The organism is Archangium sp., assembly GCF_045802675.1.
Taxonomy (GTDB): Bacteria; Myxococcota; Myxococcia; order Myxococcales; family Myxococcaceae; genus Archangium.
The window spans coordinates 59,687-74,414 of the sequence record NZ_JBJMQO010000117.1; the positions used below are offsets into that span (position 1 = coordinate 59,687).

The following is a 14,728-nucleotide window of genomic DNA, read 5'->3' on the forward strand; positions in this document are numbered from 1 at the left end:
CCCGCCCCGAAGTTGTCTCCGGAGATAGCCCATGTCCCTCTTCGATGCCGTCGCGGCCGGTGACCTGACCCGCGTGGAGGCGCTGCTCGCGGGCGGCGCGGACCCCAACCCCTTCGACGCCGAGGGCCGCACTCCCCTCGTGCTCGCCGCCGAGCAGGGCAGCGAGGCCCTCGTGACGGCCCTGCTCGCGGGCGGCGCGGACCCCACCCTCACCGACCGCATGGGCGAGTCCGCCCTCATCAAGGCCGCCGCCCATGGCCACGGCCGCGTCGCCGCCCTCCTCTACCGCCACTCCTCCGAGGACGACCAGGCCATGGCCCGCACGCTGCTGCGCGTGGGCACTGACTTCTTCAACCTCCCGCGCGCCCCGCCTCCGCCCCCGGATGACATGCGCCGCAAGCTCGCCTCCGCGGGGGCCTATATCGCCGGGAAGCTCGGCGACTCCGCGCCCCAGGAGCGCCTCGAGCGGCTGCACCGCGCCGAGAAAAACTCCAAGAAGTCCTGAGCCTCCCCCGGCGGATTCGCGTGGAATCGGGCTCTTCCGTCCGGTTTCCCACACGCCTTCCACCCGGTGCTGAACATCGCTACCGGCTGGTTTCCTGCGTGTCACACCTTGTCGTGAGACCATCTCCCAGGTTGTCCGGTGCGACCCTGTGGGTCGCGTGGTGCCACTCGGCGCTTCCTGTGGGGAGCGCTCGCAACCGGGGGGACAGAAGATGCTCATGGACGAGCGTGTGGTGTTCGGCAACACCTTCCACGGCCTTTTCCAGATTGCACGCCGGCGGCTCTCGCCGGGAGCCCGGAGCGCCCTGGGGCGCATGGGCCTGCACCTGGACGCGCAGCCGCTGCCCTTCTACCCGGCCTCCGTGCTGCGCCCCTCGCTCGACATCGTCGTGCGCGACCTCTTCCCCGAGCTGCACCTCGAGGAGGCCTACCGCCAGCTCGGCCAGAAGATGGTGACGGAGGTGAGCGAGACGGTGCTGGGCCGCGGCATGCTCGCGCTCGGCCGGGCGCTCGGGCCGCGCCGCCTGCTCATGCGGATGAATCACAACTTCCGCAACGCCGACAACTACGTGCAACTGCACCTCACCGAGCTGGGCCCCACCGCCTACGAGGTGCTCATCAACGAGACGCTCGGCATGCCCTCGTACTACCAGGGCATCATCGAGGCCGCGCTCGGGGCCAGCGGCGCCCGCGAGCCCCATGTCCTGCGCATGCGCATGGACGGCAGCAGCTGCACCTACCGCGTCGAGTGGCGCTCGTGAAGCCAGGCCCGGCCGGCCAGTTCCTACCAGGGAGGGGGCTCCGGGCGCGTTTTCCCGCAACTGGTCCGATGGTCGTACCAGTCGGGACGAAGCGCGACCGGAAGGTGCCTCGTTCCTGGCCGCGAGAGCACCCCGGACAGGACCTTCCCCACCTGAATTAGTGGGGCAGCAGCGACGCGGCCCGCTGCAGCACGCCCCGCCAGCCCGAGAACCGCACGTGCTCGCACTCCTCGCGCACCAGCGCCCAGCACCCCTCCACCGGGTCCGCGCGCAGCTCGTGCCGAGAGCCCGCCGGCGCGCTGTTCCAGTCCCCGGCCTCGAGGTAGCGCCCCCGGTCCCAGACGCCTCCGGCCAGCACCATGCCCTCCTCGCCGCCCTCGTGCGCGTGCCTCGGGAAGCGGGCCCCTGCCTCGATGTGCACCAGGAAGAGGCCACACCCGCCCGGCGATTCGCTCACCAGGCGCGCCGTCCGGCTGCCGCTGCCCGGCACCGTGTGCCAACGCCACTGCTCCGCAGGCCGCAGCTCGGCCAGCACCGAGGCCGGCAGGGGCACGCCCTCCACCGGCCGTGGCGGTGCGTGCCGGGAGGCCTCCGCCCAGATGCGCCCGAAGAGGTCTGGCGGCACGGGCTGCTCGGGCATGGCTCGCAGCACGGTGGCCCCGGGCTCGCCCAGGCGCCCCACGGCGCTCGCGCAGTCAGGGCAGAAGGACAGGTGCGTCTCCACCAGCAGGCGCAGGGGAACGTCCGCGGCGCCCGTGGCGTAGGCGAGCAACCGCTCGGATGGGGGATGGGTGTCGGGCTTCATGGCTTCACTCCGTCAGCAGGGCGCGCAGGTGCAGCAGGGCCATCCGGACGCGGGACTTGAAGGTGCCCAGCGGCACGGCCAGCGCCACCGCCGCCTCCTCGTGCGTGTAGCCGCCCAGCACCGCCAGCTCGACCGCCTGGCGCTGCTCCGGGCGCAGTCCGTCCAGCGCCCGCTCCAGGCTCATCGACAGCACGGGGTCCGCCTGCACGTGCGCTCGCAGGGGATGCTCCTCCTCGGAGGGGCCACGGGCCTCCCCGGGCGAGCGGCGGCGCCACCGGTCCACCAGCTTGTTGCGGGCGATCATGTACATCCACGCCAGGGGCGAGCCGTGCTCGGCCCGGTAGCTGGAGGCCTTCTGCCAGACGGACGTGAAGACGTCCTGCACCACGTCCTCGGCGAGCGCCCGGTCCTTCGTGACGCGCAGCACGTAGCCCAGCAGCCGACCCGCGTGCCGCTCGTAATAGGACCGGAAGGCCTCCTGGCTTCCCCCGGCGATGGCGACGAGTAGCGCCCCGTCCTCCTCCATGGCTCCCACTCCTCCGGGTGCACGCGCGCCGCGCGCTGCCCGGGTTCAGAGACCCTACGGAGGAAAGGTGGCCTTGGATGCGGGCATGAAAAAGGGGAGGACGCCTGGTAGCGCCTCCCCCGGGGGACGGACGAGCAGCCGCCGTCAGCGGCCCGTGCTCAGAAGTGGTTGGCGCGCGCCTGGTCGAAGGGCACGCGGTGCTTGAGATACATGTCCTGCAGGCTGTGGTTGCCGATGATGTTCAGGCCACCGTCGCTGAAGCGGTGCACCACCGCGCCCTTGCCCGCGTCCTTGAGGAAGGCGAGCGGATCGATGCTGCCGCCCAGGCCCGTCAGGGTGGGGACGGCGTCGCGGTTGTTGACGTAGTGCACGTACTGGGGGCCGTCCGGGTACTTCGTCGAGGCGGCGCCGAAGGTCTCCACCTGCAGCTTGCCCATGAGCTTCTCGACGTCGCCCTTGGACATCCCATCTTCGATGCGCAGCCGGGCCTGCACGTCGAAGAGCGCCCGCGCGGTGATGAGGCCGCCCTGGCTGTAGCCCATCAGCGACACGTCGTGGCCCGCCTTGAGCTCGGTGTAGAGGGTGTCGGCCAGCGTGTCCACGGCGGGGTTGGAGCCCTTGTCCAGCTTGTCCTTCACGCACTGGGCCAGGTCGGTGACGAAGCCCTCGGTGGAGTTGTGGATGCCGATGGCCTTGGCGCCCGTCTTGTCGGCGATGGCCTGCAGGTCGCTGGACTGACCGTCCTTGTTCGTCATGATGCCGTTGACGTAGATGACGGTCTTGGTGGGGTTGGGGTTGTTGCGCGGGGTGACGCCGGGGATGTCGCTCAGCGACGTGCCGGGCGGGAACGTCTTGCCGCCAGCGCCCACGAGCTGGCCGTCGTACACCTTGTCCGAGGGCTTGCTGCCGCCCAGGCCCAGCAGGCTCACCTTCGCCTGACGCACCGGAGTCGAATCGAAGGCGTCCCCGCCCTGCTTCACCGTCTTGGCGGTCTCGGCCTTCACGGTGTTGGCCGCGGTCCCGGTCTTCTGGGTCGTCTCGGTGGTCTGGCGGCCCACCGGGGCCAGCGGGTTGCGGTTGCGATCGATGGTGGTCATGGGGGCTCCTGCGGAAGGGCTCGGGAAATCCGTTGATCCATTCTCCCACGGAGCGGTGCGGAAGTTGCGCACCCCCCACCTTTTTCCAGGCTGCCCCCCGTTTCACCCCCGGTGACCCCTCCCCAAAGCCCGAAGGAGTGCGAGCGGGCAGGCAATCGCCCTGCCTCCAGGTAGGGGACGGGCCCCTCCCCGGCCGCCCGCACTGCCTTGGCGGTTGCAGGTGTCATACCCACCTTCATCGAGCCTCACCCCCCGTCCGCAGGTCCGAGACGAGGACGGAAGGAGTGCGACAATGGAACGCAGCCCACCGACCGGCTCGCAGGCGATGGAAGCTGCTCTCTCACCTGAGCTCGACATCACCTCGCCTCCCCGGGCCCTCTCCCTCCGGCAGTTCATCCTCCGGCTGCGCGAGGCCCACAAGCGCGGGGGCGCCCCGGCCATTGAAGCGGCGATGCGCCAGGGCTCACTGCACCGGCGCGCCGTGGAGCCCTACGCCCTCCTGCAGGACGGCCGCTACACACGCACGCTCATCTACCGGGACGAGGACCTGGAGGTGCTCGTGCTCGGCTGGGGGCGGGAGGCGCGTGCGCCCATCCACGGACACGACGGCCAGGAGTGTTTCCTGATGACCGTCGCCGGAGAATTGGAGGTGACCGACTACCGCCTGGTGGCGGGCGGCCAGGAGCCCGGCTACGCGCTCGTCGAGCGCATGGGCCCCCACCGCACGCTGCTGCCCGGCGCCATGGATCACCGCTCCCCCGAGGCGGACCTGCACTCGGTGCGCACGGGGGCACGCAGTGGTTTCGCCCTCTCGTTACACGTCTACTCCCGCCCCATCGACACCTGCCTCATCTACGACCCCCGCCGCTCCAGTTGTGAGCAGCGCCAGCTCCATTACGACCGAGTGATGCGCCTCGCCGACCCGACCCCCTCCCCCGCCTCCAAGTCCCCGCCCGCCCAGCGACGCCCCGGACGCCTCGCCCGCGTCTGGCGCGCCCTATTCGAGCGCGTACACGAGGTGACGGAGACGGTGAAGGAGACGCTCGTCCCGGCGCGCGTGGGCGAGGACTCGGCGAAAATCGCCGTCAAGCGCGTGGAGCACCGCTACGCCAACAAGGTGGTGGCGCTCCACGACGTCAACCTCAACATCCGCTCCGGCGAGTTCGTCTGCCTCCTGGGGCCCTCGGGCTGCGGCAAGTCCACCCTGCTCTACGCGCTGGCGGGCCAGCTCAGCCCCACCGGCGGGCAGGTGCGCATCGACGGCCGCGACATCACCGGGCCCGGGCCGGACCGGCTGCTGATGTTCCAGGAGTCGGCGCTCTTCCCGTGGCTCACCGTGCGGCAGAACATCGAGTTCGTGCTCGCCGCCCGGGGCCTGTCCCGGGCCGAGCGGGCCGAGCGCGCGCGCCGCTTCATCCGCTACGTGCAGCTCGAGGGCTTCGAGGACATGCTGCCGCACGAGCTGTCGGGCGGGATGAAGATGCGCACGGCGCTGGCGCGCGCGCTGGCGGTGGACTCGCCGGTGCTGCTGATGGACGAGCCCTTCGGCTCGCTGGACGCGCAGACGCGCCTGCACATGCACGAGCTGCTGCAACGCGTGTGGATGGAGACGCACAAGACCATCGTCTTCGTCACCCACGACGTCACCGAGGCGCTGATGCTGGCCAACCGGGTGGTGGTGATGGCGCCGCGGCCCGGCCGCATCCTGAGGGACCTCGAGGTGCGGCTGCCCATGCCGCGCGGGCCCGATGACGTGGCGCTGGTGGGAATGGCGAGGCAGATCCGCTCCATGCTCCGCGAGAGCGAGTCCATGGGGACACCCGGGGCCGAGGCTCCGGAGCGACGAGGAACGGACCATGAAGCGCACCGTGAAGGCCTGGCACCTGAGTCAGAAGCTGCTGTTCCTCGCGGGCCTGCTGGGAGTGTGGGCCCTGGTGGCCCGGTTCGGCCCCTGGCCCCACCACCTCTTCCCGGGCCCGAAGGCAGTCACTGAGAGCCTCGTGGCCATGGCGCGCGATGGGCGGCTGTGGGACGCCCTCGTGCGCTCGCTGACGCGGCTGGCGCAGGGCTATGGCCTGTCGGTGCTCATCGGCGTGCCGCTGGGCATCGCCATGGCGCGCTTCAAGTTCCTGCGCCGGCTGCTGCGCCCGCTGGTGGTGGGCCTGCAAGCCCTGCCCTCCATCTGCTGGCTGCCACTGGCGCTGCTGTGGTTCGGCCTCACCGAGACGTCCATCATCTTCGTGGTGGTGATGGGCTCGGTGCTGGCCATCGCCATCGCGGTGGAGGACGGGGTGATGGGGGTGGACCCGCTGCTGTTGCGCGTGTCCTCCACGTACGGCATCCGCGGGGTGCGCTTCTACGGGGGCGTGCTGCTGCCGGCGGCGCTGCCCGGCATCGTCACCGGGCTCAAGCTGGGGTGGAGCTTCGCCTGGAGGGCCCTCATGGCCGGCGAGCTGCTCTACGTGTCCGGGGGACTCGGCCAGCTGCTCACCATGGGCCGCGAGCTGATGGAGATTCCCCAGGTGATGGCGGTGATGGTGTGCATCATCCTCGTGGGCACCTTCATCGACCGGGTGCTCTTCCAGACGGTGGAGCTGCGCGTGCGCCGCCGCTGGGGACTGACGGCGGGCTGACAGCGGCCTCGTACCCCGGTCCATGTGCGCCGGGTGCCGACGGTCCCCACCCTCGTCGGCATATGCGTTTCGAGGCTCTGGTGGTGGGGCTCGCCGCCCTGTGTCTGGCGGCGAGCGGGTGCAAGAAGGAGCAGGGCGGGGAGCAGGCGGCGACGAAGCAGGCCGCTCAAGGGGAGCAGCGCCCACTGCGGTTGGGCTTCTTCCCCAACATCACCCATGCCCAGGCGCTGGTGGGCAACGGCTCGGGCGACTTCCAGCGGGCCGTGCCCGGCATCGAGCTGAAGATGTTCAACGCGGGGCCGGCGGCCATGGAGGCGCTCACCTCGGGCTCGCTGGACGCCTCGTACGTGGGCACGGGCCCGGCCATCAACACCTTCCTCAAGGCGGGGCGGGAGCTGCGCATCATCGCCGCGGCGGTGGACGGCGGCGCGGTGCTGGTGACGAAGACGGCGCGCACCCCGGCCGAGCTCAAGGGCAAGACGCTGGGCAGCCCGCAGCTGGGCAACACGCAGGACATCGCGCTGCGCCACTGGCTGGGCGCGCAGGGCCTGAAGGTGGGGCAGGACGTCACCGTCACCCCGCTGTCCAACCCGGACATCCTCGGCCTCTTCCTCAACGGCAAAATCGAGGGCGCCTGGGTGCCCGAGCCGTGGGGCGCGCGCATGGTGGCCGAGGGCGGTGGCCACATCCTCGTGGACGAGCGCGACCTGTGGCCGGAGCGGCGCTTCCACACCACGGTGCTCGTCACCACCGCCAAGGCGCTGAAGGAGCGGCCCGAGCAGCTCGAGAAGCTGCTACGCGCCCACGTGGCCCTCACCCGGCAGTGGCAGCAGCAGCCCGAGGCCTTCATCACGCGCGTCAACGAGTCCTTCGGCAAGGTGACGGGCCACCCCATCTCCGAGCCCGTGTTGAAGGACTCCTTCTCCCGCCTGGAGCCCGCGCTCGACGTGCTGCCCGGCCAGCTGCAGCAGGCGGCCGAGCATGCGAAACAGCTCGGCTTCATCCCCAGCTCGGACCTGTCCGGACTGGTGGACACCTCGCTGCTGAAGAAGGTGATGGGCGAGCAGGGAGCGCAGGGCGCGCCGCGGTGACGAGCCCACCCATCCGCTGGGCAGGCAACCGAACGTCGGGGTCCGGTGCCCTGGGTGGGACGGCACCCAGCATTCAGGGATGACCCGGGACGCGCGCGGAGGCTCCCTCGGGACGAGCGGGGTCATGTCCTGGCCCCAGGCTTGCTCCTGGAGTGGGTTTTGCGCATCCGCCATGCCTCCCTCCCCCTCCGGCTTCGAATTCGACGACTCGCTGTGGCCCCTGCTGCTCATCCGCTTCTCGGGTAACCCCACCCTGCAGGAGCTGGAGACGTACCTGGCGAAGCGGCTCGAGTACATGCAGCGCAACGAGCCCCACGTGCTGCTCTACGACACGCGCAACGCGCGCATGCTGTCCAACCCCCTGGCGCAGCGGCACGTGGCGTGGATGAAGGAGCACGATGCGCTCCGCCGCAAGACGGTGGTGGCCAGCGCCGTCGTCATCACCTCGCCCATCATCCGGCTGACGGCCAGTACCGTCCTCCACTTCTGGCCGGCGAAGACGCCGTACCACTTCTGCGCCAACCTGAGCGAGGCCGTGAACTGGGCGGCGGAGTGGCTGAGCAAGACGGGCTATCCCCAGCAGGCCAATCAGGTGCGCCAGCGCTTCAGCTCCAACCCGGGCTGGCGCGGCGGGCCGTAGGGGCCGCTCCCTCGCCGGGAGACGCGGACGGCGCCTCACAGAATCACGGTTGCCGCTCCATCCGTAGGGGAGAGCGCCATGTGGCCCACTGCCTCGGGCCCTGCTCCCCGCATGGAGACAGCGATGACCGACACCGACGCCATTACGCCCATCAGCCTGGAGAAGCGCCGCAAGACGGCCGAGAAACTCCGCGAGGAGGCCACCGACATCTCGCAGAGCGAGTCCCTCCCCAAGCACCGCAACAACGGCGAGGAAGAGGAGTACCTCGGGAAGCTCGGGGTGCCCGTCGCCAACTTCACCAAGGGCCTGCCGCACGACGCCAAGGGCGAGGTGAAGCGCTCGGACTACGAGAAGCTGCGGGACGCGCTGCGCGAAGGCGACGAGGACGACTTCGCGGCCATCCCGCGCGACCCCAAGGCGACCCGCAAGTACACCGCGCCCCAGACGGGCCTGTCCTTCGAGTTGGAGGGCCCCGATGCCTGGGCCCGCACCATTCCTCCGGCACCGCTCGTCGACAGCCTGAAGGGCGACGCGGAGATGGTGGAGCTGTACTGGATGGCACTCACGCGCGACGTGCCCTTCATCGACTACGGCTCGAATCCGGACGTGGCCGCCGCGGCGGCGGAGCTCGACACGCTGCGCAAGCAGGGCCTGCCCAAGGAGGACGTGTTCGACCAGCCGCGGGTGAAGAACCTCACCCCCGGCACCGTCTTCCGCGGCCTCACCCGGGGCGACATCACGGGCCCCTACGTCTCGCAGTTCCTGCTGCACGACATTCCCTTCGGCTCGCTGACCATCAGCGCGCAGCAGCGCACCGCGAAGCCGGGCGTGGACTACATGACCACGTTCGACCCGTGGCTCGAGGTGCAGCGCGGGGTCAACCCGCCGCTCTCCGACGACGACACCCTGGAGGCCGCCGCCCAGGGCAAGCGCCTCATCCGCAACCTGCGGGACCTGGCGCGCTATGTCCACGTGGACCAGCTCCACCAGGCCTACTTCAACGCGGCGCTCCTGCTGCTGAGCGCGAAGAACCTCCAGCTCGACGACGGCAACCCGTACGTGGGCAACAACAAGAGCGCGAAGAACCAGGACGGCTTCGGCGTCTTCGGTGGGCCGGCGTTGCTCACGCTGCTCACCGAGGTGGCCTCCCGTGCGCTCAAGGCCGTGTGGTTCCAGAAGTGGTTCGTCCACCGCCGGCAGCGCCCCGAGGAGTGGGGCGGCCGCATCGAGGCCTTCCGCAGCGGCCGGGTGGCGAACTACCCGGTGACGCAGCGGCTGCTGGGCTCGGTGGCGCACCAGCGCATCCTCAAGCGCCAGAACACCTCGCTGCTGCCACAGGCCTTCCCCGAGGGCAGCCCGCTGCACCCGGCGTACGGCACGGGCCATGGCACCGTGGCGGGCGCGTGCGTCACCATCCTCAAGGCCTGGCTCAAGGGCGGAGACCAGAAGCTCAAGGACCTGGTGAAGGCCGATGGCAAGACGCCCCTGCTTCCCATCAGCGTGCCCTCCGCGGACGGCAAATCGCTGGTGCCCTACACCGGCGCGGACCTCGACGACATCACCGTGGAGGGCGAGCTCAACAAGCTGGCGGGCAACATCGCCACCGCGCGCAACGGCGCGGGCGTCCACTGGCGCAGCGACTACACCGCGGCGCTGCACCTGGGCCAGAGCATCGCGCTCGACATCCTCCAGGAGCAGAGCATCTGCTACAACGAGGAGAACCACTTCACCGTGGTGGACTTCGATGGCAACCACCTGCGCATCGAGGACGGTGAGCTCGAGGTCACCTCCACCGCGCAGGACGCGGCCTGAGGCTACGCCGCCTCCTCGGTGGACTCGGGCTCGAGCAGCACCACCTGCCCGCGGTCCCCATCCACGCGGATCCGCTGCCCACTGCGGATCCGCGTGGTGGCGCCCGTCACGCCCACCACCGCCGGCAGGCCGTACTCGCGGGCCACCACCGAGCCGTGCGTCATCAACCCGCCCACCTCCATCACCAGCGCGCGGGCGTGGATGAAGAGGGGCGTCCAGCCCGGGTCCGTGAACGGCGCGACCAGGATTTCCCCCGGCCGCAGCACCTCGCGCGCCGGGTCCATCACCACGCGCGCCGTGCCCTCCACGATGCCCACCGAGGCCCCCATGCCCCGGAGGACACCGGGGACCTCCTCCCGCGAGGACGCGGAGAGCGGAGGAACCTCGCCCTCGCTGGTGAGCATCGGCGGGGGCGAGAGCTTCGCGTAACGCTTCCACGTCTCGCGCCGGGCCGCCACCGTCTCGCGCACGTCCCGCCGCTGGCCCTCCATCACCGCGAGGAGCTCGTCCAGGTCGAGCATCCACACGTCGGAGACGTCCGCGAGCAGCCCGCGCTCCACCGCCATCCGCCCGGCCTCGAGGATGATGCGGCGGCCGTGCTGGAAGAGGTGGATGAGCAGGAACTTGGGGTGCTCGCGCACGGCCAGGTAGGCGCGCGCCCGGGCCACCAGCCCTCGCACCATGCGGCGGCGGAGGAAGCCCAGGGGCCCCTGGCCCGCGGCCTCGAGGACGCGCGCCGTGGCCTGCTCGGCCTCACGCAGCGCGGCGGCATGGCGGCGGCGGTGCTCACCGGAGACCTCCGAGTGCAACATGCCGGAGAGGACGCGCACGAGACTCGAGGGGTCCTCGTTCCAGCGCGGCAGGGCGATGTCGAGCTCGCCCGGGCAGCGGTGCCCGTAGCGCGCGATGAAACCATCCCAGGCCGCGAGGAAACGCCCGGCACCGGGGACACCCCGCAGCTCCTCGATGATGGAGGCCGAGGTGGAATCCCTCAGACGGACGGCCACCGCGGGGGACTCGCGCGCCACGTCGGCCACGTCACCGAGCGCGAGGTCCATGTCCGTCGTCACGTTGCCCTCGAGCCCGCGGACCAGCGCCTGCGAGGTGCGCTCGTCGATGCGCCCGCGCAACAGCCGCTCCACCCCCTTCCACGACAGCAGGCCCGCCATGAGGAGCGGGGCGCCGTGGACGAGCAGCGTGTCGGTGAAGACGGTGGACGCCTCCTGGCGGAAGTGGCGGAGCCGGGGCGCCCCGGGCTCGAGCGCCTGGAAGTCGCGCGACCACTTCTGGAGCACGGACTCCATCACCGCCTCGAGCCCGGCGCGGGCCTCCTCGGGCTTCGCGTGCAGGAGCCGTTGCCGCACCCGCCCGAGCATCGAGCGCGCGAAGCGCAGGAAGGGCCCGAGTGGCAGAGCCAGGCGCTCGCGTCCCGCGAGGAACTCCGGCCGGGAGCGGACGGACGCGAGGCGCTCGGCGGTGCCGGTGACAACGCTGTCGAACAGCCGGGGAGCAATCCGCGAGAACGGCGCGCGGTGCAGCAGGGGCGTGAGGTCGATGTAGAGGCGGCCCCCGGCCTGGGCCATCAGCACCGCGCGTCCCTCGGGCGTGCGTCCCCCAAGGGGGATGAGCAACGGCGGCAGGCACAGGCCCATGGGCGAAAACGCGGCGGTGTTCACCTGCGCGTGGTTGAAGCTCAGGTAGACGTGCAGCGCCCCGTCGCGCGGCGCGGGCGCGGGCATGGGGTAGAGCGTGGTGATGGGACGGGCCTGGACGATGAAGAGCTGGCCGCCCTCGAGGCACCATTCAATGTCCTGCGGGCCCCCGCGCAGCGACTCGATGCGCCGGCCCAGCTCCACCAGCCGCGCCACGGCGGCGTCATCCAACGCGCGCGCCGCGCCCTGCCCGGGAGGAACGGGACGCTTCTCCGTGCCGCCCTCGGGCAGCGGCCAGAGGGCGATGGCCTTGTCGCCGAGGTGGACCTCCAGCAGCTCGCCGGTGGCCTTGCGCGCGCGGTAGAGGTCCGCGTTGACGAGCCCCGACACCAGGGCCTCGCCCAGCCCGTAGCTCGCGTCGATGGAGCACACGGTGCGATTGCCGCTGAGCGGGTCCGCCGTGAAGAGGATGCCGGAGACGTCCGGGGACACCATGCGCTGCACGACGACGGCCAGGCGCGCCGCCCCCGAGGGATAGCCCTGCTGGCGCCGGTAGAGGATGGCCCGGTCCGTGAAGAGCGACACCCAGCAGGCGCGCACCTTCTCGAGCAGCGCCTGCTCACCGCGCACGTTGAGGAAGGTGTCCTGCTGGCCGGCGAAGGAGGCGTCCGGCAGGTCCTCCAACGTGGCGCTGGAGCGGACCGCGTACGCATGCTCCGGGCCGAGCCCACGCCACGCCGCCACCACGTCGCGCGCCACCTCCTCTGGCACCACCACCTCCAAGAAGCGCTGGCGCACGCGCTGGCCCACCTGGCGCACGCCCTCGATGTCCTCGGGCGCCATGGCGTCCAGCGCGGCGAGCAGCGCCTCCGCCTCCGGGCACCCGGCGAGGAAGCGCGAGAAGGCCGCCGTGGTGATGCAGAAGCCCGGTGGCACCGGCAGTCCCGCGCCCGCCATCTCCCCGAGGCTCGCGCCCTTGCCGCCCACCGCGGGCAGCGCACTGCCCCCCGGCTCCTCGAACCCGAGCACCCACTGGCTGCTCTCCGTGGCCTGGCTCATGACTCGTCCTTTTCCGGCCGCGAGGCGGCGACTCCGTGAAGGAACAGCTCGACGATGGCGCGGGCCCGCGCTTCCCTCCAGGCCGGCTCCGCGGACGCCTCCGGGCCGGTGGACAGCGGCCCCCGGGCACGCTTCGCATGGCCCTCCTCATGCGCCGAGGCCAGCAGGCGCCGCGTATCGAGCGTCGAGCCCAGCGCGAGCCCCATCAGCCCCAACCCCAGCTCCACGGGGTCCGCCGCGCGCAGCCGCCCGCGCTCCATCTGCGCGGCGAGGTAGCGCGTGAACCGGTCCATCGTCCCGAACTGGCTCTTGCGCAGGTGCTCGACGTAGCGCGCCTCCTCTCCCTGGCTGAAGAGGGCCATGGAGATGAAGGCGGGCTGCTCGGCCAGTCCTCGCAGGAGGATGAGGACGAAGCGGGTGAGCGTGTCCGCGAGGGGCGCGTCGAGGTCCGCGAACACCAGCGCCGCGTCGTTGCGCGGGCCGAGCTCGGCGAACATCGCGCGCAGCAGGGCGTCCTTGTCCCCGAAGGTGCGGTAGATGGTGACGGGACTCACGCCCGCCGCGTCGGCGATCTGCTCCACCGTGAGCGCCAACAGACCGTGGCGCCCCACGAGCTGCCGCGTCGTCTCCAATATCCGCTGCCGCGAGGGCTCCCGGGCCAGCGACGTGCCGGACTCGACGGCCCGCTCCTCGCGCAGGCGCTCGGCGAGCTTCTCGCGGCTGGGCACCCGCCGGTACAGCGTGGCCCGGGACACCCCCGCCGCCCGCGCCAGCGCCTCCATGGTGAAGCCCGGGCCCTCGCTCGCCAGCAAGCCCTCCGCCGCACGCAGGATGCGCTCCTCCAGGCCTGCTTCTTCCGGACGCTGTCTTTCGTGTCGAGACACGAGATATATGTATCTTTCATCGTGTCTCAGCACAAGCCGGGGGCTCAGCTCAGCTTCGGCGGGACGCGGTAGATTTCCTCCACGTCGGCGTGGTTGAAGAGGCCCATCGCCTCGCGCTGCACGATGAGCGTCCACTTGCGGTATTCGGCATCGCGGCGCTTCTCTTCGTACTCGGCGAGCTTCCTGTCCCGAGCGGGGCTCGGCGCCATGGCCTTCACCTGCTGCCCCAGTTGCTGCAACTCGGTGAGCTGGCGCTCGATTCTCTGCCCGAGTGCCCTGATACCCGAGGCCGCCTCGGCCCGCATCTGCACTTCGATGGCAAGCGCACCACCCACGGGTCCCTTGCTCGACATCTCGCGTCGTCCTCTGTGCGCGGGGGGGGAATGCGCCCCTCTCATGGAACCCCGGAGCCGCTCCTCCCGCCAGAGGGATTTGGGGATTGGTGAGCGGGCGGGATAGCGTGTGCCACCCCCGCTACCGCATGGCCGCCCCAAAGCACCTCGTCACGTTCCCGGCCCTCGGAGGGCTCCCCGTCGCCCTCGTGCTCGGCGGACTCCTTCACGCCGTCACCGGCCAGCCCAACGATTGGAGGGGCTGGTCCGTGCTGCTGCTCGGCACCCCGCTGGTGCTGCTGCTGACGGCCTACGCCTTCTGGTTCCTCTGGGAGGCCAGTCCCGCCCGGGAGCGCACCAGCCTGCTCACCCGGCTCGCCGAGGGAGACCTCACCGCCACCACCGTCGACAAGGGCATCGCCGACGAGCGCGAGGTGCGCCGGCTGCTGCTCTCCCTGCGCCGGGCGCTCGCCCAGGTGCAGCGGGTGACGGGCAACGTGCGCCGCACCTGCCAGGGCGTCTCCGAGGAGGTGGGGGTGCTGCTGGAGGCCGCGCGCCGCCAGGGTGGAGCGGTGGAGCGCTCGCAGGAGTCCGTCACCAGCATGGGCCAGAGTCTCCAGGCCGCGGGCAAGCGCGTGACGCAGCTGGAGAGCTTCGCCCACGACACCACCCGCTCGCTGCTGGAGATGAGCGAGCGGCTCGGGCAGGTGGCCGAGGCGCTGCAGTCGTTGAACGACTTCTCGCACCGCACCACGCAGCAGGTGCAGGCCATGAGCGAGCGGCTGCACCACATCGCGTCCTCGGGCGACGAGCTGGCGCGCTTCGCCAGCGAGGCCGAGGCCTTCGTGCAGGTGGTGCAGACGGGCATCGACGCCGTGCGCCACCGCGCCTCGGAAACCAATCAGCTGGCCCACGCCGTGACGGCCACCGCC

Annotated in this window: 13 protein-coding genes and 1 pseudogene; 8 read left to right on the forward strand and 6 right to left on the reverse strand. The window is 71.2% G+C overall.

Features of this window, described 5'->3' with window-relative positions; all coding sequences use genetic code 11:
• Positions 1-31 precede the first annotated feature (31 nt).
• Both ACJ8AN_RS32645 and ACJ8AN_RS32650 read left to right on the forward strand, forming a co-directional pair.
• A complete protein-coding gene (locus tag ACJ8AN_RS32645) occupies positions 32-505 on the forward strand; it encodes an ankyrin repeat domain-containing protein (RefSeq protein WP_407759454.1) in 474 nt (157 codons plus the stop codon).
• A gap of 217 nt (positions 506-722) precedes the next feature.
• Positions 723-1,265 carry a DUF2378 family protein gene (locus ACJ8AN_RS32650; RefSeq protein WP_407759455.1) on the forward strand — a complete coding sequence of 181 codons (543 nt, stop codon included), beginning with the start codon at positions 723-725 and terminating at the stop codon, positions 1,263-1,265.
• 157 nt (positions 1,266-1,422) lie between these two features.
• Here the strand turns inward: ACJ8AN_RS32650 and ACJ8AN_RS32655 are convergent, their stop codons facing one another.
• The 3 genes from ACJ8AN_RS32655 to ACJ8AN_RS32665 form a co-directional block, all read right to left on the reverse strand.
• Positions 1,423-2,070, reverse strand: a complete 648-nt coding sequence (locus ACJ8AN_RS32655) for a cupin domain-containing protein (RefSeq protein ID WP_407759456.1) — start codon at positions 2,068-2,070, stop codon at positions 1,423-1,425.
• A gap of 4 nt (positions 2,071-2,074) precedes the next feature.
• Positions 2,075-2,596 carry an RNA polymerase sigma factor gene (locus ACJ8AN_RS32660; protein ID WP_407759457.1) on the reverse strand — a complete coding sequence of 174 codons (522 nt, stop codon included), beginning with the start codon at positions 2,594-2,596 and terminating at the stop codon, positions 2,075-2,077.
• Between the two features lie 158 nt (positions 2,597-2,754).
• Complete coding sequence (locus tag ACJ8AN_RS32665; RefSeq protein ID WP_407759458.1) at positions 2,755-3,693, reverse strand: hypothetical protein; 939 nt, start codon at positions 3,691-3,693, stop codon at positions 2,755-2,757.
• Between the two features lie 292 nt (positions 3,694-3,985).
• Between ACJ8AN_RS32665 and ACJ8AN_RS32670 the strand changes: the two genes are divergently transcribed.
• From ACJ8AN_RS32670 to ACJ8AN_RS32690, 5 genes are all read left to right on the forward strand, one after another.
• Positions 3,986-5,686 (forward strand): ATP-binding cassette domain-containing protein, encoded by a 1,701-nt coding sequence (locus ACJ8AN_RS32670; protein WP_407759459.1) that lies wholly within the window; start codon positions 3,986-3,988, stop codon positions 5,684-5,686.
• Positions 5,592-6,326, forward strand: a complete 735-nt coding sequence (locus tag ACJ8AN_RS32675) for an ABC transporter permease (protein ID WP_407759468.1) — start codon at positions 5,592-5,594, stop codon at positions 6,324-6,326. Before ACJ8AN_RS32670 ends, ACJ8AN_RS32675 begins: the two co-directional genes overlap by 95 nt.
• A gap of 62 nt (positions 6,327-6,388) precedes the next feature.
• Positions 6,389-7,417 carry an ABC transporter substrate-binding protein gene (locus ACJ8AN_RS32680; RefSeq protein WP_407759460.1) on the forward strand — a complete coding sequence of 343 codons (1,029 nt, stop codon included), beginning with the start codon at positions 6,389-6,391 and terminating at the stop codon, positions 7,415-7,417.
• Positions 7,418-7,589: 172 nt separating this feature from the next.
• Complete coding sequence (locus tag ACJ8AN_RS32685; protein ID WP_407759461.1) at positions 7,590-8,057, forward strand: STAS/SEC14 domain-containing protein; 468 nt, start codon at positions 7,590-7,592, stop codon at positions 8,055-8,057.
• 123 nt (positions 8,058-8,180) lie between these two features.
• The gene (locus ACJ8AN_RS32690; RefSeq protein WP_407759462.1) at positions 8,181-9,869 is read left to right on the forward strand and encodes a vanadium-dependent haloperoxidase; all 1,689 of its coding nucleotides are present in this window, start codon (positions 8,181-8,183) and stop codon (positions 9,867-9,869) included.
• Positions 9,870-9,871: 2 nt separating this feature from the next.
• Here ACJ8AN_RS32690 and ACJ8AN_RS32695 read toward each other — a convergent pair whose 3' ends face one another.
• Genes ACJ8AN_RS32695 through ACJ8AN_RS32705 form a run of 3 tightly spaced genes read right to left on the reverse strand, consistent with a single transcriptional unit; the run spans position 9,872 to position 13,817 of the window.
• Positions 9,872-12,580, reverse strand: coding sequence for a phosphoenolpyruvate synthase (locus ACJ8AN_RS32695; RefSeq protein WP_407759463.1), 2,709 nt, complete (start codon positions 12,578-12,580; stop codon positions 9,872-9,874).
• Complete coding sequence (locus ACJ8AN_RS32700) at positions 12,577-13,464, reverse strand: TetR/AcrR family transcriptional regulator (protein WP_407759464.1); 888 nt, start codon at positions 13,462-13,464, stop codon at positions 12,577-12,579. The genes ACJ8AN_RS32695 and ACJ8AN_RS32700 overlap by 4 nt, the downstream gene beginning before the upstream one ends.
• 44 nt (positions 13,465-13,508) lie before the next feature.
• Positions 13,509-13,817 carry a hypothetical protein gene (locus ACJ8AN_RS32705; RefSeq protein WP_407759465.1) on the reverse strand — a complete coding sequence of 103 codons (309 nt, stop codon included), beginning with the start codon at positions 13,815-13,817 and terminating at the stop codon, positions 13,509-13,511.
• An 89-nt stretch (positions 13,818-13,906) separates the two neighbouring features.
• On the opposite strand from ACJ8AN_RS32705, the pseudogene ACJ8AN_RS32710 reads away from it, so the two are divergent.
• Positions 13,907-14,728, forward strand: a pseudogene (locus ACJ8AN_RS32710) (ABC transporter substrate-binding protein); the annotation flags it as partial.

What these genes read in the sequence shown, in the direction of transcription:
- ACJ8AN_RS32645 (WP_407759454.1), top strand. Translation starts at nt 32, where the DNA reads ATGTCCCTCTTCGATGCCGTCGCGGCCGGTGACCTGACCCGCGTGGAG.
- ACJ8AN_RS32650 (WP_407759455.1), top strand. Translation starts at nt 723, where the DNA reads ATGGACGAGCGTGTGGTGTTCGGCAACACCTTCCACGGCCTTTTCCAG.
- ACJ8AN_RS32655 (WP_407759456.1), bottom strand. Translation starts at nt 2,070, where the DNA reads ATGAAGCCCGACACCCATCCCCCATCCGAGCGGTTGCTCGCCTACGCC.
- ACJ8AN_RS32660 (WP_407759457.1), bottom strand. Translation starts at nt 2,596, where the DNA reads ATGGAGGAGGACGGGGCGCTACTCGTCGCCATCGCCGGGGGAAGCCAG.
- ACJ8AN_RS32665 (WP_407759458.1), bottom strand. Translation starts at nt 3,693, where the DNA reads ATGACCACCATCGATCGCAACCGCAACCCGCTGGCCCCGGTGGGCCGC.
- ACJ8AN_RS32670 (WP_407759459.1), top strand. Translation starts at nt 3,986, where the DNA reads ATGGAACGCAGCCCACCGACCGGCTCGCAGGCGATGGAAGCTGCTCTC.
- ACJ8AN_RS32680 (WP_407759460.1), top strand. Translation starts at nt 6,389, where the DNA reads ATGCGTTTCGAGGCTCTGGTGGTGGGGCTCGCCGCCCTGTGTCTGGCG.
- ACJ8AN_RS32685 (WP_407759461.1), top strand. Translation starts at nt 7,590, where the DNA reads ATGCCTCCCTCCCCCTCCGGCTTCGAATTCGACGACTCGCTGTGGCCC.
- ACJ8AN_RS32690 (WP_407759462.1), top strand. Translation starts at nt 8,181, where the DNA reads ATGACCGACACCGACGCCATTACGCCCATCAGCCTGGAGAAGCGCCGC.
- ACJ8AN_RS32695 (WP_407759463.1), bottom strand. Translation starts at nt 12,580, where the DNA reads ATGAGCCAGGCCACGGAGAGCAGCCAGTGGGTGCTCGGGTTCGAGGAG.
- ACJ8AN_RS32705 (WP_407759465.1), bottom strand. Translation starts at nt 13,817, where the DNA reads ATGTCGAGCAAGGGACCCGTGGGTGGTGCGCTTGCCATCGAAGTGCAG.